The 19,372-nt window shown below is 27.3% G+C and carries 29 protein-coding genes; 7 read left to right on the top strand and 22 right to left on the bottom strand.

Going from position 1 to position 19,372, the window contains the following annotated elements; genetic code table 11:
* Positions 1-9 precede the first annotated feature (9 nt).
* Positions 10-204: a helix-turn-helix transcriptional regulator gene (locus ACA134_RS08525; protein ID WP_409199988.1), complete on the top strand. Its 195-nt coding sequence runs from the start codon at positions 10-12 to the stop codon at positions 202-204.
* On the opposite strand, the gene mtnP is transcribed toward ACA134_RS08525, so the two are convergent.
* From mtnP to ACA134_RS08545, 4 genes are read right to left on the bottom strand one after another with little or no spacing between them, the layout of a single operon-like run.
* Entirely contained in the window at positions 201-962 is a 762-nt protein-coding gene (gene mtnP / locus ACA134_RS08530) for an S-methyl-5'-thioadenosine phosphorylase (protein ID WP_409199989.1), read from the bottom strand. The genes ACA134_RS08525 and mtnP overlap by 4 nt on opposite strands.
* A gap of 4 nt (positions 963-966) precedes the next feature.
* A complete protein-coding gene (locus tag ACA134_RS08535; protein ID WP_409199990.1) occupies positions 967-2,415 on the bottom strand; it encodes an RtcB family protein in 1,449 nt (482 codons plus the stop codon).
* A gap of 15 nt (positions 2,416-2,430) precedes the next feature.
* Positions 2,431-2,751 carry a hypothetical protein gene (locus ACA134_RS08540; protein WP_409199991.1) on the bottom strand — a complete coding sequence of 107 codons (321 nt, stop codon included), beginning with the start codon at positions 2,749-2,751 and terminating at the stop codon, positions 2,431-2,433.
* A 42-nt stretch (positions 2,752-2,793) separates the two neighbouring features.
* On the bottom strand, positions 2,794-3,222 hold the full coding sequence (locus tag ACA134_RS08545; protein WP_409199992.1) for an archease: 429 nt from the start codon (positions 3,220-3,222) through the stop codon (positions 2,794-2,796).
* A 91-nt stretch (positions 3,223-3,313) separates the two neighbouring features.
* On the opposite strand from ACA134_RS08545, the gene ACA134_RS08550 reads away from it, so the two are divergent.
* Entirely contained in the window at positions 3,314-3,502 is a 189-nt protein-coding gene (locus ACA134_RS08550) for a hypothetical protein (RefSeq protein ID WP_409199993.1), read from the top strand.
* Between the two features lie 173 nt (positions 3,503-3,675).
* Here the strand turns inward: ACA134_RS08550 and ACA134_RS08555 are convergent, their stop codons facing one another.
* Both ACA134_RS08555 and ACA134_RS08560 read right to left on the bottom strand, forming a co-directional pair.
* A complete protein-coding gene (locus ACA134_RS08555; RefSeq protein WP_409201099.1) occupies positions 3,676-4,803 on the bottom strand; it encodes an ORC1-type DNA replication protein in 1,128 nt (375 codons plus the stop codon).
* 39 nt (positions 4,804-4,842) lie between these two features.
* Complete coding sequence (locus tag ACA134_RS08560) at positions 4,843-5,559, bottom strand: 6-hydroxymethylpterin diphosphokinase MptE-like protein (protein ID WP_409199994.1); 717 nt, start codon at positions 5,557-5,559, stop codon at positions 4,843-4,845.
* Between the two features lie 129 nt (positions 5,560-5,688).
* On the opposite strand from ACA134_RS08560, the gene ACA134_RS08565 reads away from it, so the two are divergent.
* From ACA134_RS08565 to ACA134_RS08580, 4 genes are read left to right on the top strand one after another with little or no spacing between them, the layout of a single operon-like run.
* Positions 5,689-6,831, top strand: coding sequence for a pyridoxal-phosphate-dependent aminotransferase family protein (locus ACA134_RS08565; protein WP_409199995.1), 1,143 nt, complete (start codon positions 5,689-5,691; stop codon positions 6,829-6,831).
* 23 nt (positions 6,832-6,854) lie between these two features.
* Complete coding sequence (locus ACA134_RS08570; RefSeq protein ID WP_409199996.1) at positions 6,855-7,271, top strand: GerW family sporulation protein; 417 nt, start codon at positions 6,855-6,857, stop codon at positions 7,269-7,271.
* Between the two features lie 17 nt (positions 7,272-7,288).
* A complete protein-coding gene (locus ACA134_RS08575) occupies positions 7,289-7,987 on the top strand; it encodes a hypothetical protein (RefSeq protein WP_409199997.1) in 699 nt (232 codons plus the stop codon).
* On the top strand, positions 7,977-8,297 hold the full coding sequence (locus ACA134_RS08580; RefSeq protein WP_409199998.1) for a hypothetical protein: 321 nt from the start codon (positions 7,977-7,979) through the stop codon (positions 8,295-8,297). Before ACA134_RS08575 ends, ACA134_RS08580 begins: the two co-directional genes overlap by 11 nt.
* Here the strand turns inward: ACA134_RS08580 and ACA134_RS08585 are convergent.
* Together ACA134_RS08585 and ACA134_RS08590 are read right to left on the bottom strand one after the other, a co-directional pair.
* Positions 8,246-9,847 carry a thiamine pyrophosphate-binding protein gene (locus ACA134_RS08585; RefSeq protein WP_409199999.1) on the bottom strand — a complete coding sequence of 534 codons (1,602 nt, stop codon included), beginning with the start codon at positions 9,845-9,847 and terminating at the stop codon, positions 8,246-8,248. The two genes, ACA134_RS08580 and ACA134_RS08585, sit on opposite strands and share 52 nt — an antisense overlap.
* Positions 9,819-10,277 carry a dCTP deaminase domain-containing protein gene (locus tag ACA134_RS08590; RefSeq protein ID WP_409200000.1) on the bottom strand — a complete coding sequence of 153 codons (459 nt, stop codon included), beginning with the start codon at positions 10,275-10,277 and terminating at the stop codon, positions 9,819-9,821. Before ACA134_RS08590 ends, ACA134_RS08585 begins: the two co-directional genes overlap by 29 nt.
* 155 nt (positions 10,278-10,432) lie before the next feature.
* On the opposite strand from ACA134_RS08590, the gene dmpI reads away from it, so the two are divergent.
* Positions 10,433-10,621: a 4-oxalocrotonate tautomerase DmpI gene (dmpI, locus tag ACA134_RS08595; RefSeq protein ID WP_409200001.1), complete on the top strand. Its 189-nt coding sequence runs from the start codon at positions 10,433-10,435 to the stop codon at positions 10,619-10,621.
* Between the two features lie 2 nt (positions 10,622-10,623).
* Here dmpI and ACA134_RS08600 read toward each other — a convergent pair whose 3' ends face one another.
* The 14 genes from ACA134_RS08600 to ACA134_RS08665 all read right to left on the bottom strand — a co-directional run bounded on the left by ACA134_RS08600 (position 10,624) and on the right by ACA134_RS08665 (position 19,370).
* On the bottom strand, positions 10,624-11,676 hold the full coding sequence (locus tag ACA134_RS08600) for a CapA family protein (RefSeq protein ID WP_409200002.1): 1,053 nt from the start codon (positions 11,674-11,676) through the stop codon (positions 10,624-10,626).
* A gap of 12 nt (positions 11,677-11,688) precedes the next feature.
* Entirely contained in the window at positions 11,689-13,161 is a 1,473-nt protein-coding gene (locus tag ACA134_RS08605) for a sodium-dependent transporter (protein ID WP_409200003.1), read from the bottom strand.
* Entirely contained in the window at positions 13,148-14,587 is a 1,440-nt protein-coding gene (ftsY, locus tag ACA134_RS08610) for a signal recognition particle-docking protein FtsY (protein ID WP_409200004.1), read from the bottom strand. The genes ACA134_RS08605 and ftsY overlap by 14 nt, the downstream gene beginning before the upstream one ends.
* Positions 14,588-14,671: 84 nt before the next feature.
* Complete coding sequence (gene pfdA, locus ACA134_RS08615) at positions 14,672-15,091, bottom strand: prefoldin subunit alpha (protein WP_409200005.1); 420 nt, start codon at positions 15,089-15,091, stop codon at positions 14,672-14,674.
* A gap of 22 nt (positions 15,092-15,113) precedes the next feature.
* Positions 15,114-15,338 carry a 50S ribosomal protein L18Ae gene (rpl18a, locus tag ACA134_RS08620; RefSeq protein WP_409200006.1) on the bottom strand — a complete coding sequence of 75 codons (225 nt, stop codon included), beginning with the start codon at positions 15,336-15,338 and terminating at the stop codon, positions 15,114-15,116.
* Between the two features lie 24 nt (positions 15,339-15,362).
* A complete protein-coding gene (locus tag ACA134_RS08625; protein WP_409200007.1) occupies positions 15,363-16,034 on the bottom strand; it encodes a translation initiation factor IF-6 in 672 nt (223 codons plus the stop codon).
* Positions 16,035-16,055: 21 nt separating this feature from the next.
* The gene (locus ACA134_RS08630) at positions 16,056-16,301 is read right to left on the bottom strand and encodes a 50S ribosomal protein L31e (protein WP_409200008.1); all 246 of its coding nucleotides are present in this window, start codon (positions 16,299-16,301) and stop codon (positions 16,056-16,058) included.
* Positions 16,302-16,312: 11 nt separating this feature from the next.
* Positions 16,313-16,468 (bottom strand): 50S ribosomal protein L39e, encoded by a 156-nt coding sequence (locus tag ACA134_RS08635; protein WP_409200009.1) that lies wholly within the window; start codon positions 16,466-16,468, stop codon positions 16,313-16,315.
* A 26-nt stretch (positions 16,469-16,494) separates the two neighbouring features.
* Positions 16,495-17,076, bottom strand: coding sequence for an asparagine synthase-related protein (locus ACA134_RS08640; protein ID WP_409200010.1), 582 nt, complete (start codon positions 17,074-17,076; stop codon positions 16,495-16,497).
* Entirely contained in the window at positions 17,073-17,429 is a 357-nt protein-coding gene (locus ACA134_RS08645; protein WP_409200011.1) for a DNA-binding protein, read from the bottom strand. The genes ACA134_RS08640 and ACA134_RS08645 overlap by 4 nt, the downstream gene beginning before the upstream one ends.
* 23 nt (positions 17,430-17,452) lie before the next feature.
* Positions 17,453-17,890 carry a 30S ribosomal protein S19e gene (locus ACA134_RS08650; protein ID WP_409200012.1) on the bottom strand — a complete coding sequence of 146 codons (438 nt, stop codon included), beginning with the start codon at positions 17,888-17,890 and terminating at the stop codon, positions 17,453-17,455.
* A 105-nt stretch (positions 17,891-17,995) separates the two neighbouring features.
* A complete protein-coding gene (locus tag ACA134_RS08655; RefSeq protein ID WP_409200013.1) occupies positions 17,996-18,253 on the bottom strand; it encodes a YhbY family RNA-binding protein in 258 nt (85 codons plus the stop codon).
* The gene (locus ACA134_RS08660) at positions 18,222-18,587 is read right to left on the bottom strand and encodes a ribonuclease P protein component 4 (protein ID WP_409200014.1); all 366 of its coding nucleotides are present in this window, start codon (positions 18,585-18,587) and stop codon (positions 18,222-18,224) included. The genes ACA134_RS08655 and ACA134_RS08660 overlap by 32 nt, the downstream gene beginning before the upstream one ends.
* Before the next feature lie 201 nt (positions 18,588-18,788).
* Complete coding sequence (locus tag ACA134_RS08665; protein ID WP_409200015.1) at positions 18,789-19,370, bottom strand: adenylate kinase family protein; 582 nt, start codon at positions 19,368-19,370, stop codon at positions 18,789-18,791.
* Between the last annotated feature and the right edge of the window lie 2 nt (positions 19,371-19,372).

Below are 19,372 nucleotides of genomic sequence, written 5' to 3' on the forward strand. Positions count from 1 at the left end.
GGTCATTAAATGAAAAATAAATTGAAAGTATTTAGAGCAATGCAAGATATTACACAAGACGACCTAGCTAGTAGCTTAGGTGTAACAAGACAAACAATACTATCAATAGAAAAAGAAAAATATGACCCTTCATTAAAATTAGCATTTAAAATAGCTAAATATTTTAATGTTAATATAGAAGAAATATTTAGTGATGAAGATTAAACTTCTGCTCCCTCTAAAGCATTTAGGCAAGTACAATCTTCATTATCTTGAATTTTATTAATTGTTTTATAAATTAAATTTATTAAATCATTTCTTTTAAGTTCAACAAATTCAAAAACTTCGTCAATTGTTAATTTATCCTCAGAAATACCTGCTGCATAATTAGAAACCAAACATATTGATGAATAACAAATTTCTTTTTCTCTTGCAAGAACCACTTCAGGTAGCCCAGTCATTCCAACTAAATCTCCACCAAGTTGTTTAAACATTTTTATCTCAGCAGCAGTTTCAAAACGAGGCCCTTCTGTACAAACATAAACCCCATTTTTAATATTTTTAAAGTTTGAACTAATTAATTTATTTAAGCTAGGACAATATGGTTCTGTTACATCAACATGAACTACTTTATCATCATAAAAACTTGTAGGCCTATTTTTTGTAAAATCAAGAAAATCCGTAGCTATTGCAATATCTCCAGGAGCTATATCTTTATTTAAAGATCCTACAGAATTAGTAGCTATAATTTTACTCACTCCAATAGATTTAAGAGCATCAATATTTGCCTTATAATTAATCATATGTGGAGGAAGAGAATGATTAGAAGAATGTCTAGATATAAAAGCTACATCTTTTTCATTAATTTTTAAAATGCTTACTTTAACATCTTCACCATAGTTAGTTTTAACTAGTTTTTCTTCAATCGCGTCGGCAAGTTCAGTTAATTTATAAACTCCACTACCTCCAATAATACCAATCATATAATCATCCTTTAGTAACAGCTATTGGAACTACTTTAGCAACAAGTTTAGCTATTCCTACATCATCTGAAACTTTAACAACACTATCAACATCTTTATAAGCACCAGATGCTTCCTCAGCTATAACATTTTTAGTACTTGCTTTAATTTTAATTCCCTTATTTTCCAATTCAGATTCAATTTCTTGAGATGTATAATCTTTTTTAGCTTGTGTTCTACTTAATACACGTCCTGCACCATGTGCAGTTGAACCAAATGTTTCATCCATTGCTTTTTGAGTTCCATGTAAAATATATGAAGCTGTCCCCATAGTTCCAGGAATTAATACAGGTTGACCAACTTTTCTGTATTTTTCAGGAATTTCTGACCTTCCTGGTCCAAAAGCTCTTGTAGCTCCTTTTCTATGAACAACTAATTTAGATTCTCTACCATTTATATCATGAACTTCTTCTTTTACAATGTTATGAGCTACATCATAAATAATACTCATATCCATATCTTTAGCACTAGTATTCAATACATTTTCAAAAGATTCTCTAACCCAATGAGTAATCATTTGTCTATTAGCCCATGCATAATTAGCTGCTGCATACATTGCTTTAAGATAATCTTGAGCCTCATTAGAATTTAATGGTGCACAAGCTAATTGGCGATCTGGAATATCAATTTTATAATTTTTATAAGCTCTGTCCATTTTTCTTAAATAATCAGAACAAACTTGATGACCACAGCCTCTTGATCCGGTATGAATCATAATAGTAATCATACCTTCTTTAATACCGAATATTTCAGCTATTTCCTCATCATAAATTTCAGAAACTTTTTGAATTTCAATAAAATGATTACCTGAACCTAAAGAACCTAGTTGAGGAATTCCTCTTCTTTTTGCTTTATCAGATACCTTTTCACTATCTGCATCTTCAATACATCCATTTTCTTCAAGGTATTCAAGATCATCATCCCATCCAAAACCATTTTCAACTGCCCATTTAGCCCCTTTATCTAAAACATCATCAATTTCGTTTTCTTTGAGTTTAATTTTTCCTTTACTTCCAACTCCAGATGGAATATTTTCAAAAAGCTCAGATAAAAGATTATCAATATTATCTTCAATATCATTAAGTGTTAAATTAGTTCTAATCATTCTAACACCACAATTAATATCAAATCCAACCCCACCAGGACTGATAATTCCTAGTTTAGAATCAAAAGCAGCTACTCCCCCTATTGGAAATCCATAACCAAAGTGAATATCTGGAAGACCTATAGAATATTTTTTAATACCAGGTAAGCATGCAACATTAATTACTTGATCAATTGCCCCTTCTTCTAATTTTTCAAAGTTTTCCTTATCCATATAGATTCTTCCAGAAGAGTTCATTTTCTTATTAAATGATTCTGGAATTTCCCATATGTTTTCACTAATTTTAATAAAATTTTCCTTTTTATCCATATAACCACTGTAAAATTAATTCCTAATAAATGATAAAAGACCTGCAAGCAATAATAATAACATTCCAGGAATTCCTAAAAATGTTGCTCCAACAATTACCATAATCGCTGCAATAATAAATAAAAATCCAGCTATATAATTATCAACATTTACATAAAAACTTGCAAATATTCCAAGTAATGCTCCAATTAATCCTAAAATCCCTAATGTTATTGTAGTCTCTGATGCAAAACTTCCAATAAATACTATAAAAGAGCACCCGATTAAACTTAATAATCCTCCAACTATTCCAATAATAGTTTCAAGAATTCTTGTAGAATTTTTAATATATCTCATATTATCTAATACTATATTTATTTTTAATATTATTTAATTATTTTACAAATCTAGAATTGCTTTTGTCTGGTAAAATCCATTGTTTTTTGATACTTCCATCATATGAAAAGTAATAGCTTTTATTTCACTACCTCTTTCATGAATTTCCCAATTAATTTCTTCTCCTTCAATTGTAGCATTTAATTTAAAGCCATTTTCTTTTTTATAAATTTCAACATTAAATTTAGAAAATAACATGAATTTAACCTCATGTAAAAAGAGTAATTCTTCTAGAAAATCATATAAAAGAGATACTTCATCTTCTGATTCAATAGAAAATGTTAGCTTATTTATAGCTTTAATGTTATTTGTATCAGATATAACATTAAACATAGCTAGTCCTGCATTTTCAAAACTTTCATTTAGAGTCTCACCATAGGCGATAAAACCAATGTCTGCAGTTACATCGAAGTATTCGTAAGGATTTTTCATATTAATCATCAAAAATATTACTTTTCAAATGGGGTCTTTCTCTTCCTTTATATGAGTTTTCAAACAACATTAAACTAGTGATGTGATACTTATGTTGAAAAATATAGACAACAATTTGAAAGTCGATTTGAGAAAGAAAAACTCATTTAGAGATGAATTAGATTTCAGTATATACAATTTTAACTCTTGCATGGCAATACTATTTGTATTTTCAGTATTGCTTTTATCTATAATGGCTGTTGTTTCAGACCCAAATCCAAATATATTATTTGGAATTTAATATACTACCAAACCCTACTGATCAACAGTCTGTATAAAGCAATATACAAAAAGTTGAGTCATGCAATACTCAATTAAAAGGTAGGAAGTATATTATTTAATATTTTAAATAATAATATGTTACAAATTCCATAATTAACCCTGTACATATTATTATTTTAATTTTTATTTTTTTTATTTACAATTTTTATTAAATTCATCAGGAGAAAATCTTAAGATAACCTCACGAGAATTACCTCTAACACCTTTACCTGTGAATTTAGTGTCAATTAATCTTAAAAATTCTAGTTTTTCTAAAGTTCTATTAAATGTAGCATAGCTAACATCTTCTTTTTCTAAGAAAATTTCTGATAGCTGTCCAGCATTTAAAACTTCATTTGAATTTACTACAATTTCAAGTAAAGATTTTTCCACATCGTTTAAAGATTTTAAAGTTTCTTGTAAATTAATAGAACTTTGTGATGCAATAGCCTCATCTAAATGTTCTTGTTCTATTTTTCGAGAAGCATTAGCTTCTGCAATATTACCAGTTGTTCTAAGTAAATCAATACCTGTTCTTAAATCCCCTTTGTTAATAGCATATTCAGTAATCTCTTCAATAATTTCATCTTCAATAACTCCAGGATAAAATCCAACTTTAGCTCTATCTGATAAAATATCAAATACTTCAGAAAAAGTATATGGTTGGAAAGTAATATCTTGAGGAATAAAAACTGTGTTTACATTTTTATCAAATGCAAATCTAAGTTCTAAATCTGATAAAATAGCAAAAATCCCTGTTTTTGCACCAGGAAATTCTTCATAAGCCCTAAGTAAATCATAAAAAATCTTATTAGCATTTTTACTTTGAAAAAGATAATTAACATCATCAAAAGCTACAATTAATGATTTTTCTTCTTTTTGTAGATATTTCATTATTTTCTCATAAATTTTAGAAAAAGGAACACCAGTCTCAGGAGGAAGATGTCCAAATATTTTTTTATAAATTTGAGAGAAAATACCAAATCGTGTAGTGTGTAATTGGCAATTAACATAACAACAAACAACCTTTTCAGTATTTTTTCCAACAAGTCCAAATACTTTCTTAATAGCTGTTGTTTTACCCGTACCACAAGAACCTAATACAACTAAGTTATTAGGTTTTCCTCCACTAATAGCTGGTCTAATAGCCATAGCCATAGCTTCCATTTGAGTGTCACGATAATTAAAATTTTCAGGAACATAATCGGGATCAAATGCGTTTATATTTTGAAAAATGCTCTCATCATGCATTAAAATATCTTCAATTCCCATAATGAATATTTTATTTTAACTAATATAAATAAATTTTTTTAAAAAAATCTATTTTAATTTTTTAATTTTAATATTTTCATTATCAACAATCCATTGTGTAAGACACTCAGCATATTTTAATTTTTTAATTTTAATATCATCAGCTATTTCTGTATCATTTAAAATATTAGGTCTTGAAAACTTAGTTACAATATTTCCAAAATCCATTCCTGCTAAAACAATCTCACTAACATTTAAATCAACTGCTAAGAAGATTGCTCTATCTCCATCAGTAAACCCTCCAAAATTATAAAGATTTTTAATTGGTTTTGATTGTGTGGTTCCTAAAATATTATTAAATTTAAGAGTATGTTCACTTATTTCATTAGAATTATTTCCATGAGCATGAATTACCATTATAGATCCTTTTTTATTAGCTTTATATAGATCTTCTAATTTTCCATCTAAATCTGTAACAATAATATCAGGTACAAGATTTTCACTTAATAATGCTGAACTTGCACCATCTGCAGCTATTAAAATATAATCTTCTAAATCTTGACAATTTTTAATTATTTGTATATGTTTTAAAAGAGATGGGCCTGCACCAAAAACAATAGCTTTATCATAACTTTCAAATGTATCAATCAAATCATTAATCTTTAAAAAACTAATACCATCTAATAATTTACTTAATATAATAGCTGAATCTTCATCATCTTTTAAGGAAAAATTAAAATCATTTAATATTTTTTCATACCAAATTTGCCACTCACTCATTTGCATAATTAATATTTTGAAAATGAAATTATAAAAATTTTTAGACAATAAATATGTTTTAATAATATAAAAAAAATAATTTTAAATAGCTTAAAATTAAGCTTATTTAAATGTTTTATTGGAGGAAAATAAAAAATGGATGAAATATTATTAATGCTTCCAGGACCTACAACAGTTCCTAAAAGAGTCTTAGAAGCTATGTCCCAACCAATCGTCAATCATAGAAGTGCATTATTTGGAGATATATTAACCAAAACTAATAATTTGGTTTCTGAAGTATTTAAAACTGAAAATAAATCTTATACTATAACAGGATCAGGTACTGCTGCAATGGAAGCAGGAATTTCAAGTATTGTAAATCCTAATGAAAAAGTATTAAGTGTTGTTGGTGGAAAATTTGGTGAGCGTTTTATGAAAATAGCTCAGTCCCATAATATAGATGCTAAAGAATTAACAGTTGAATGGGGAACAGCTGTTGATCCAAAAGATATTAAAGAAGCATTAGATGAAGATGAAGATATTAAAGCTATTACTGTAGTTCATAATGAAACTTCAACTGGAGTAGCTGCACCAATTAAGGAAATTGGAAAAGTAATGAAAAATTATGATGCATTATATGTTGTTGATACTGTTTCATCTTTAGGCGGAGATTATGTTGATGTAGACGGATATGGAATTGATGTTTGTGTAACTGGTTCTCAAAAATGTCTTGCTGCACCACCTGGAATGGCTGCAATAACTTTAAGTGATGATGCATGGATTGCAAATGAAAATGTTAATTCTAACTCTTATTATTTAGATATGAAAGCTTATAAAAAAAGTGGAGATAAAACTCCTCCTGAAACACCATATACTCCATCAGTATCATTAACATATGCATTATATGAAGCATTAAAAATTGTTAAAGAAGAAGGGATTGAAAACAGAGTTGAACGTCATCATAAAGCAGCAAAAGCAACTGTTGAAGCAGTTAAAGCTCTTGGTCTTGAATTATTCCCAGATGAATCCGTTTCTTCTGCTACAGTTACTGCAGTTAAAATGCCAGAAGGTATAACTGATAAAGAATTTAGAGGAACTACAAGAGATAAATTTGGTGTTGAATTAGCTGGTGGTCAAGACCACTTAAAAGGAAATGTATTTAGAATAGGACATATGGGTGTTGTTTCTTATAAAGAATTAGCTATTACTTTTTCAGCTATTGGTATGACATTAAAAGGACTTGGAATTGATGTTGACTCTGGTGCAGGTGTTAAATCAATTACAGAATCATATTTATAAAATTATTAAAAGGAAGTGTGAAAATGCAAGCAGATGATGTAAAAACAATTGTTGATGAATTACATAAATTAATTAACATAAAAAATTTTGTAGGAGAATCAATCGAAACTGAAACCGCAACTCTTATTCCAGTAATGAGAACTGGTATGGGTTTTGGATCAGGTTCTGATGCTGTTGAGAAAACTGGAATGCAAGCTATGGCTGCAGGAGCTGGTGTTGAACCTGTATCAATGGTAGTTATATTAAAAGGTGTTGAAGGGCCTGAAAGTGTTAGAGTATTAAATTTATCTAAAGGAAATGATTTAAATAAAGCTCTTAGTGATTTAACTCCTGTTATAACAGAACTCATAAAAGAAATTATCCCTAAAGATGATGATGACGATTATGATGAAGGAGAATACATACCTCCAAATAAAATTGAAATCAAAGATGAAGAATAATTAAAGAAAGGGATACATTGGATTTTATAAATTTTATTTTAGGGATTATTTTAATAATTCTTATAATAATTTTTATATTTTTAATCCTTGGAATTAGAATAATTATAAACTTAAATAAAAAAGAATCAACTATTGTTGGTTTTATAAATATAATAATATTTGAAAAAATAGCTATTATAAAAAAAGAATTTCCAGAAGAAGAAAGTCCTCCTGAAGAGGAAAAATATTTAAATAAGATTTTTGATAAGTTTCAACCTTTAAAAGATAAAATCTTTAAAAAAGAAGATAATCTAGAAGAAGAAACTGAAGAAGATAAAACACCACAAGAATATTATGAACAATATAAACCATTAATCCCAAAAATTAAAAAAACACTTCCTTATTTTTATTATTTTTTAAAGAGAATTTTTAAATCATTTAATATTGAAAAATTTAGTTTTCATATCGATTTTGGATTTAGTAGCTATGTTGAAACTGCAAAACTTGTTGGTTATTTTTGGGTTTTTGCAACAATTCCAAATACTCTTTTAAAATCTTGTTCTTTAACAGCTATGCCTATATTTACAAAGCCTACCTTTGATTTTAATCTAGATTTAAATATAAAAATAAGATTAATTAATATAGTATATGCATTATTAAGATTAATTATAAATAAAGATGTTTTTAACTTAATTAAAGAAATAATTCAAGTTAGTAGGGGAAAAAATGAAGAATAAATTTTCTAGTGAAATTTCAAATTATTTTAGGCAAATTAAAGGAAATGTCTATAAAAAAATAAAAGTAGATAGTAAGAACTTTTATTATATTTATAAAATGGAAATAATAGCTATTAAAAAATCCCCTAGCACTTTACAATTAGATCCATTATGCTTAATAATTGAAGATAATGGAAAATTTCATTTATATGCATTAAATGAAAGTAAATATTTTGATGAAAATAAAAAAGAAATTATAAGAGATTTTATAAAAGATCTTTATTTAGGAAATGGAATGTTTTCTGATTCTACAATAATTTCAATTAAATAAGGTTTATTAACATTATATGCTTCTTTTAAAGCAATTTTTAATTCTTTTTCTGTTTTAACTTTTGATGAAGAAATACCATAAGATGTAGAAATACCTATAAAATCAGGGTTATCTAATTTTACTTGATAGCTTTCCATATTATAAAATTCTTCTTCATATTGACGAATAATACCTAATTCATTATTATTTAAAATACATATAATAATTGGAAGATTTAACTTTGAAATTACAGCTAATTCTTGCAGGTTCATTTGAAAACCGCCATCACCATTAATTAAAACAGTTTTTTTATCTTGATTTGCTATACTTGCACCTATTGATGCTGGAAGTCCATAACCCATAGGAGCAAAAGATCCTGAATAAATTAATTGAGAACCTTCACCTAATTTAGATTCTAATGTTACCCATGTAGTATGAGTTCCTGCATCATTTACAAATAATGTATTCTCGTAATTAGATAAAATTTCTTTTATAGCTATTTGAGGATTTAATGATAGAGAATCTAATCCTTCAACTTTTAGTGGAACATTGTTTGAATAAATTTCATCCATCCAATCATTATTAAACTTTAAAGTTAGATCATTAATTTTATCTAAAAATGTGCCTACATCTCCATGAATTTTACAATTACCTTCTAAAACACTTTCATCAATATTAACATGAATTAGTTTATTATTAATAGGTAATTTATCAATTATTGTTCTCTCAGAAAGCTTACATCCTAAAGCTATTATTAAATCTGAATTATCAAGTGCATAATTTGAAAAATTACTTCCCCTTACACCAACCATACCTAAATTGATTTTATCAAATTCATTTATTATTCCTTTTGCATGATAAGTTGTAGAAATTGGAATATTTTTATCAAAACAAAATATTTTAAGTTTTTCTAGAGCTTTTGAATATTTTACTCCTGCACCTGCAATTATTAATGGTTTTTTAGAATCTTTAATTAATTTTTTAGCTATTTCAATATTTTCATAATTATAATTTACTTTAAAGTCAACTTTTTCATAATTTTCAAGTTCTTCAAGTAAAATATCTTTAGATAAATTAATATGAATCGGGCCTTTAGGTTCATTATCTAATAAGTTAATAGCTAAATATAAATTATCTAATGCTTCTTTAGAAGAAGAAGGGTTGAAACTTTTAAAAGTAATATTTTTGAAAACATCATTAATTGGAATTGATTGGAAGCAATCTTTATCTTTAATATTAGTAGGATTGTCTCCTGTTATTATTAACATTGGTACATTATCTTTAAATGCTGTAGCTATAGCCATTGTAAAATTTAATGCTCCAGGACCTGCAGTTGAAAGGCAAACCCCAAATTTGTTAGAACTTCTAGAATATGCATCTGATGCATGAGCTGCAGCTTGTTCATGATTCATTAAAATGTGTTCAATATTAGAATCCTTTAAAGCAACATATAATGGTAAAATTTGCTCACCAGGTTGGCCAAAAATATGTTTAACACCATTATTTTCTAGAATTTTAACAATCCAACTAGATATATTCATATTAATCTTCTTTTTCTTGATAGCTACCATCATATTCTCCAGAGCCTACAACTTCAAAAACGACTCCCTGAGCAATACGATCCCCTTTTTTGATTTTATATTCAAATTCTCCATGATTATATATCATAAACATTAATGTTCCATAAAAACCAGGGTCTCCTACTGCAGTTTGAACAGAAATAAAAGACCTAAGTAATGTAGATCTAGGAGTATAAAGCATAGTATATCCTTTAGGAATTTTAATTTTGCGATCGATTGTAGCTAAATAAGCAGTTTTAGGTTTTAAAGTATAAATAGGTCCTTCTAAAGTTTCTATATCTGGTAAATTTTTTTCATTATCAATTAATGATCCTTCAGATTTTTGGACATATATTTCATCGAGGGCAAGATCAATTCCAGAAGGTTGTATTAAATCAACAAATTCAGGAAATAATTTTATAAGTTCTTTCTCTCCAAGCATTTTTAATCATCCATAATTTTAATTAAAATTAATAATAGCTATTAAACTATTAAGAAATTGTATGGTAATATACATGTTCTCATATATAAAATAAATAATAACTATTTTATAATAATTAATTATATAATTTAACATATAAAAAATGAGGTTAAAAAATGCCAGTTGTAACAATTAGTGGAAATAATACAATAAATAAAGAAAATAAAAATAAGATGGTACATGAAGTAACAAAAGTTGTAGCTAATGCTTATAACCTTCCAGAATCAGCTATTACTATATTAATAGAAGAATATCCTGCAGAAAATGTAGGAGTTGGTGGAAAACTATTAAGTGATTTAAAATAGATTTAATCTAATTTAAAAACTAATTTTCCAGTACCATTTTCAGTTATTGTAACATTATCACATTGAGGATTCAAGCCATTTAAAAGATTTGCTCCCTCATCAGCAGACATATATTGAGGAATATAACCATTTATATAAATTGGATAAACAGTTACTTCACAGCTATCATTAACTAAATCTAGTTCTAAAAACATCCCTAAATGAGTATTAGGATTTGATTGATCAAATATAAAATTACCTAAACTATAAAAAATAGGTTTATCATTATACATTTCAATTCCTTGAGTTACATGAGGATGAGCTCCAACTACAATGTCTGCACCATTATCTATTAATTTTTTTGAAATATTTACTTGATTTTCATTAGGACTTGTGCTATATTCATTTCCATAATGCAAATAAACAATTATTATATCAGCAGTATCATTATATTCAGCTAAATCTTTTTCAATAATATCCCAATCAATAGGAGAATAACCTGGTTCATTTTCTGTAGCTATTGGTATTTCACTTTGTGAAAATTCTTGAAAATTATCTTGATCCATATAATTTAAAATAACAACTTTTCTATCTTTAATATCTTGGACAACAGGCTTACTAGCTTCTTCCAAATTATTACCCGCACCAATATAACTAATTCCATTTTCATCTAAAGCATTAATTGTATCTTTTAATCCTTCAGGACCATAATCCCCAATATGATTATTTGCAAGGGCAGCTATAGTATTTTCATTAGCTTTTGCAAGTCCAACATATTTTGGATCAGATTTTAAAGGAACTGCCCCTTTATAAGGAGTACTTGCATATGTTGCAGGATTTTCAAAATTAATAAGCAATAAATCTACTGTTGATACAACATCTTCAACATTTCTAAAAGGACTTCCCAAATCAAGAACTCCTGGCATTTTACGAGCAAACATTACATCCCCAGTGATAGCTATACTAACATCTTCTTTATTAGAATAATCATTAGCAGGTTGGTTTAAATAATAAGTATCTACAGCAATTAATCCAATAATACAGATTAACAATAATATAATTAATTTTTTCTTCATTTTTAATCTCCATTAAGTTAAAACTGAATTTTCTTTTCCTTTAACTTTTGTAAGTACAATTGGAACTATAATTAAAAGTAAAATTAATATTCCTTTAATAACATACTCTTCAGGACTTCCTAAAAATATACTATCATATATTCCTTTTAAAAGTAATACTGATAAAACTATTGGTAAAACATATTTAACAACATTTTTCCACCAAATTCCTATTTTTATAGATGTGTTTTTGTTAATAACTTCTAATAGATCATCAATTGAATAGAACCATCCAAATATTACACATTCAAATAAAACTCCTAAAAGAAGTGAAAAGTTATTTAAAAATCCATCAAAGATTTCTAAGATAAAACTACCCATACCTGTTGTAAATATTGTTGAAATACAAAATCCAATAATACAAATTATTGTAGTAGTTTTCTTTCTTGATGATCCAAATTTATCACTAATCGAATCGATAAAAGGTTCAAGTAAAGATACTAAAGAAGTTATACCTGCAAATAAGATACATGCAAAAAATAATGGTCCTAAAATATATGCTGCATCTCCCATAACATTAAAAACTTTAGGAAATGCAATAAAAGCTAGTCCAGTTCCTTCTGTTATTAATTCATTAATCTGAATTCCACTAGTAAAACTCATAAAACCTAAAATAGAAAAGACACCAATTGCATTGAAAATTTCAAAACTAGAATTAGAAAAAATAACTATTGCTGCATTATCAACTAATTTCGAATCATCAGGCAAATAGCTAGAATAAGTAATTAAAATAGCCATTCCTAAAGAAAGTGAAAATAAAATTTGACCAAATGCTGCTATCCAAATGTTTAAATCTAATAATGCACCCCAATCAGGAGTAAACATAGCACTATAACCTATACTTGCACCAGGCAAAGTTAAAGAAAATAATACAATTATTATAACCATTACAAATAATAATGGAACTAAAATTTTACTTACCTTAGCTATTCCAGAGTTAATATTTCGATGGGAAATATACCATGCCATAGCCCAAACAAGAATAGTAGCAATTAAAACTAAAGGAGAAAAAGTAAATAATCCTGCTATAGAATTGTTTTGATTTAAGATACTGTCTATGAAAAATAAATTAGGATCTGCACCCCAACCTTTAAAAAAACTCAGTATTAAATATAATAAATCCCAACCAATAACAGTTACATAATAAGAAACAATTAAAAATACAGTAAAACAAATAAACCAAGCTACATACTCTAATTTAGGTTTGATTTTGTTAAATGTTTTTGAAAAAGAAGCTTTAAATTTATAACCAACAGAATATTCCAGTAATGCAAGTGAAAATCCTAAAAGAAGAATAGCTACAATATATGGAATTATAAATGATCCACCACCATTAGAATATAAAACATATGGAAATCTCCATATATTTCCAAGACCTACAGCAGATCCAATCATAGCAATTAAAAATGCAAAGGAGCTATTCCACTCAGATCTATTCTGACTCATTTTCAATCACTGTATCACTAGAGAAAAGTTGTCCTAACATCCATTCGGCATCATATTCTTTAATATCATCATATGATTGGCCCATTCCCAAAAATAAAATTGGTTTTTTAATAACATATCCAATAGAAAGTGATGCACCACCTTTACTATCAGCATCAGCCTTAGTAAGTATTACACCATCAACACCAATTGCATCATTAAATTTACTTGCTTGTTCTGTTGCATCATTTCCAGTTAATGCATCACCAACAAAAACAACAAGATCAGGTTTTGCAACTCTATTAATTTTTTTCATCTCATCCATTAAATTAGTATTATTTTGCATCCTACCTGCAGTATCAATTAGAACTAATTCTTTTCCTTTAGATTTTGCATGTTCTACAGCATCATATGCAACTGCAGCAGGATCTGATCCTTTTTGATGCTTTATAATTTTAACACCTAAATTATCAGCATGATGAGTAACTTGTTCAATAGCTCCAGCCCTAAATGTATCAGCAGCAGCTATTACTGGAGTATATCCTTTATTAATATAATAATTAGCTATTTTACCAATTGTTGTAGTTTTTCCAGTTCCATTAATACCTACAAACATAACAACAAGAGGTTCACCTTTAGCTTTTTTATCTTCAATCATTTCAGTCATTGATTTACCTGGAACATCAATGATTTTAGAAACTGCATTTTTTAAAGCATCATAAGTATATTCTTCAATATCGCTACTTCTTTTAATTTTTTGACCAATTAAATCGTTTTTAACAGAATCTACAACGGTGTTTGCAACATCCATAGCTACATCACCTTCTAAAAGACCCATTTCAAGTTCGAACAATATATCTTCAACATGTTTTTCAGAAATTGTTTTTTCTTTAATAAATGAAAATATGCCAGATTTATTAGAATCATCTTTATCTTTAGGTTTACGATACTTAGAAAGAAATCCTGAATTTTCATCTTCTACAATTTCTTCAGTTTCATCACCTATAGTTTCAGTTTCTGCAATTTCTTCTTCATCAGTTTCATCAACTTTTTCTTCTTTATTTCGTTTAAATTTGGAAAAAAAACTAGATGATTCTTCTTTTTTAGAATCTTCTACAATTTCTTTATTATTACCAGATTCTTCTTTTTCATCTTTTTTCTGTGCTAACTCGGAGAAGAAATCAGTTCGTTCTTCTGTAACTTCTTCTATTTGTTCAACAGAATCTGTTTTAACATCTTCTTCCTCTTCATCCTTTTTCCTTGAAAACGTTGAAAAGAAACTAGGTTTATTATCATTATTTGAATCATTATTTTCATCATCAGAGTTTATATTTTCAATTTCCTCTTTAGAATCTTCGATATTATTTTCTTCTTTAGCTTCTTCAGTTAATTCTTCAGTTAATTTATTACTAGTTCTTGAAAATTTCTTTTTTAATGATTCAAACAATAAAATGACCCCTTAAATTAGTTTAAAAAAATAAAAATTATTATAAAAAGATAAAATTAAAAAAATGAAAAAATTATTTAAGTATTATCTAGCTTGTGTTTGTGCCATTAGCTGTTCAGCTTGTGGAGATAATTGACCAATAATATCACTTACTTGTTGTAAATTAGCAAGCATTTTATCTAAATTATCTTGAAGCTCTTTCTTTTGAGAAGAAATAATTTCTTTAGCTCCAGCTATATCTTTAGTAACAGCAACCCCTGCACCAATACTCATAATAACTTCATCAGTATTATTAATTTCTCCTTTCATAAAAGAACCAGCACCTAATGGAACAAAAGCTTCAACTGATTTTTTTTCTTTTAAATCATCTAAAGTACTATTTAATACTTCAACTTCAGTAAGAGAAGAACGAATCATATCAATTTGGTTTTGAATTATTTCAGCTTGTTGTTTATACATATTAATTTCATTTACTAATTCTTCTAATTTTTGCTGGTCTTCCATAATTACACCTTATTAAATAATTTTATAATATTTGTTTAATGATTGGATCAGTAACTTCATCGCTACTAATTTCTTCAATATCTTCAATTGATATTTGATTTTGGTTGATATTATGTTTACTACCAAAATGAGAATAGATTTTCTCTTCAATATCACTTTTTGAAGTAGCTTTATATTCTTTAGTAAATTTTTGAATTTCACTACCTAATGTAAATTTACCTTTTACTCTATAAATTTTTGTAATCATATAATTTCCCCTTATTAATATTTTTTAAAATGCATCTAAAAATCCTAATGCTTCTTCAACCCTAGCCATTTCAGGACCAGTACTATTTTCAGCAACAATAGCTCCTTTTGAATTTGCAACTGAACAAGCTCCAACAAAAGATATTCCTCTACCAACAGTACCTACATTACCTTCAACACCAAAGACTTCTGTAGCAAATTTTATTTCCTTAGCACTTGCATTTTTATCAATTAAAAAACCATTATTTGTAACAGTAATTAAAGAACCAACGATTTCTTTGCCAACAATTGAACTAGTTTTAAGATCAATATCTAAAACATCTTCGATAACATTACTAGCTTTATCAGATATAAAAGGACTAGCTATTCCTCCAACATCATTAACTGCAGCAATATTTCCAATTGCTGAAAATTTATCTGGAAGTTTAGCTACATTTAAACCTTTTTCTTTTAATAAATCAATTTCCTTATCAAAAGCATAAGGAGAAACGATGACACCATTAGAATTAGCTATAGCTAATGATCCAATAAGATTACTTCCAGAAATAGAAGATTTAATAGTATCTACTTCTAAAATTTCTTCAATTAAATTAACTTTATCATCAGAAAGATTAAATGGAACAATAGCAACATCTTCAGTTACAAGAATAAAAACCCCTAAGTTAGGATTTCCAACAATATCTAATCTTTTTAACATTTAATTACCTTATTTAAAATATTATTCAGATAATGTAGCTTCAACAATGCCATCATCATCTTTAACAGCTTTTACAGTTATTTTAGAAGGTATTTTTTGAATTCCTCTGGTCCAGATTTCTTCATTAATAGAAGCATCTATAATAACTTTTTCAGCTTTCATATGTTTAGTTAAAAAATTTCTAACTTCTCTAATAGCTCTTGGAGCTCTAATAGTTCTTTGAACTCTTTTTGCATTTCTAAGTGGAATTGTATAAATTCTTTCCATGAAAAATCCCCCTATAATTTAAGGCTATTTCTTCTCCAATTTCTTGGTTTAGGTCTGTACCTAAGACCTTTGTTAGTCTTAGCATAAGCCCAAATAGGAATTCTTCTATTTTGTTTATTTGCCTTTGCCATTCTTAATTTTTTAGGCAATACCTTATTTCTACTCATTTAATCACCATATTATTTAATAATAATTATTTATAACCAATAACCCTAGTTTGATAATGTTCAGGAAAAATATCTTCAGATTTTCCATCCTTCTCATCAATCAACATTCGAATTTCAACCTCATAATCAGAATTATTATCTTTATTACTTTTTTCATGAGTAAGCTCGAATATTGAGGACACCATTGTTTTTATTGATTTATAACCGAAACTATCCAAATTTATATATTGGATATTTTTTCTATCTTCTAAGCTCCTAATTTGGTTTTTATTAAGTTTGGGAGTTTTATCATCACGACGAGTTCCATCAGCAACAATAGGATAATCATTAGCTATATTATCTATAACTTTTTTATGAATAAAATCTATCCCGTTGTTTGGAAAATCGTCCTCAATAATAATATCAGTTGCATTATTTAAAATTTCAAAATCCATTTTCAAAACTTTATGATTGAAACCTAAAGATTTAGCAGAGTTTTTTGCAGGAATATATGAATCATAAACACCGAAATTTACAGTGCATAATTCTACATCAAAACCTAATCTTTTAAGAATAACTGCAATAAGTGAGCTATCTTTTCCTCCACTATATAAAACACCTACTTTCATTTTCTTGTAATGTTTATATCTCTTTTTTGGCCAGAAACATTCTTTAAAAGAACTTTTAACTGCTCATCTGTAACTTTTCCTCTTAAACTTCCTGCTTGAGCAGATTGGATTAATTGTAATTCAATTTGCTGAACAAATTCAGGTTTTGTAAGTTTTAGATTAGATAATCTATTACGAGCTTCAGGAGTTAAAATTTGAATTAAAATTTGTTTCTTTTGAGCTTCCATCTCTTGTTGCATTTGCTGTTGTTGCATATGCTGCTGTGCTTGCTGTTGATTTTGATCAGCATTCATAGCTTGTTGGCGTTCTAATTCCGCCATTCTTTTACGTCGAATTTCATCAAGATCACTCATACCAAACTCTCCAAATTATAATATTAATATTTTTCAAGATCAGGAATATCTTTAATAACAACAGAAGAATTTTTATCTAAAAAAGATCTTCCAGAAGGAGTAATAACTCTTCCACCATCAACTTTTTCAACAAATCCTGCATCTTCTAATTGATGTAATGCGCCTCTAATAATAGCTCCGCTTCCTTTTCTAAATACTTCAGGAGTAACACCACGGTCTTTTTTTCCACCATAAAATGTTTTTAAACTAATTACTCCAACAGGGCCATCTATATAAACTCTTCTTAAAATAGATGCACATCTAATATACCACCAGGAAGTGTTTTCCGGTTTTCTTTCTTTATGAACACCAGTTTTTACAAAATTAGACCATTCTGGTGGGTTTATCTTATCATTATTTTCTAATTCAGCTGCAGTGTGATTTATTAAGATATCTGCAGGAACGTCATATACAGTAGTCATATTAATTCTCCAATAATTTTAATTATTTTCTCTTAATCAACTGTAAATTTAAGACCTTGGCCTAATTTTTATCCATTGGTCTGTAACTCTAAATTTAAGTAATATTTAAGATTTTCTTTTGTAAATAACAGCAACATGTCCTCTCACATCAATGAGTTTGGATTTAGTTTTTTCAACAATGCTGTTAATATAAGTTTCTTTATCATCTGCAATATTTTTTGCAAATTTTAGCTTTACAATTTCATTAGCTTTAAGCTGACGTTTAATTTCATCGATTACATTATCATTAATCGTAGCTTTACCAATATTAATTGTCATAGCTGAAAGAGATCTATTCATCATTTCTTTTTTTGATTGACTCATATTTAGTTCTCCTTCTATTTTTTTTCTCTTTGAAATAAGGAATTTTCATAACATGGCCACATTCTCCGCATTTGATATTGACTTTTTCGTCAATTAGCCGGACGGATGAATTTGAACCATAAGATAGGAATTTAAAACAATTTTTACAAAATCGTCTATTCCAATTTCGAGGAATTTTTGTATTATACTTAGTAGATAATTTTCTAGCTATTTGAACGTAACGATGAGATCTCTCAGGATGCTGAGCGAATTCTTTTTCTGCACGTGAAAAAAGAATATTCATTCGTTCTTTTGCAATATCGATCATCCACTTAGGTTTTTTTCCTCTACTCAATGATACCCCTCTCATAATTAATTAAATAACTATTTTAAATGAGATACAATATTCAAAATCTTGAATTAAATAGATTTAGACAATTTAAAACAAAATCCCCATAGTTATAAATAACAATTAGGTATAAGAAGAATATTAATGAAGAATTTGTTTTTCTATATTTATAAACCTTTTCTATTTATTAATTAATTATTAAAAAAATCAAAAATTTTCTAAAATCCAATCCATAAAATTAACATTTCCAGGAGGAAATTCACTTTCATTATTAACGACTTGCAAAATAAGAGATACAACACAATCAATATTTAAATTACTAGTATTAATTTCATTTACTTTATTTTCATGAATTTCATATGCTTCATTAGAACATACAGCTAATGATTCAGCTTCTAAATTTTCTTTAATTTTATCAGAAGAATAATTTCTGCTAATTAATCTTTCTTCGAGAATAGAAGGATTTAATCTAAGTACAAAAACTAAATCTGGATTAGAACAAAAATGTGAAAGATGACCTTCAACAATAACAATAGTTGATTTATTATTTTCTACTTTTAAAAAATTATTAATATTTTCTTGTAAATATAAATCTAATTTTTCAATATCAATTATTTTATAGTCTTTTTTAAGATTTTCATCAATAATTAGATTATTTTCAAATGCTAAATCATTAATTCTAATTAATTTAACATCATAGCTATCTTTTAAAATGTCAACTAACAAATTAGAAACAGTTGTTTTTCCAACACCAGGAGTTCCAGTTATAAAAATAGTTTTATTATACATTG

The organism is Methanobrevibacter sp. DSM 116169, assembly GCF_046197865.1.
In the GTDB taxonomy this organism is placed as follows: Archaea; Methanobacteriota; Methanobacteria; order Methanobacteriales; family Methanobacteriaceae; genus JAHKLT01.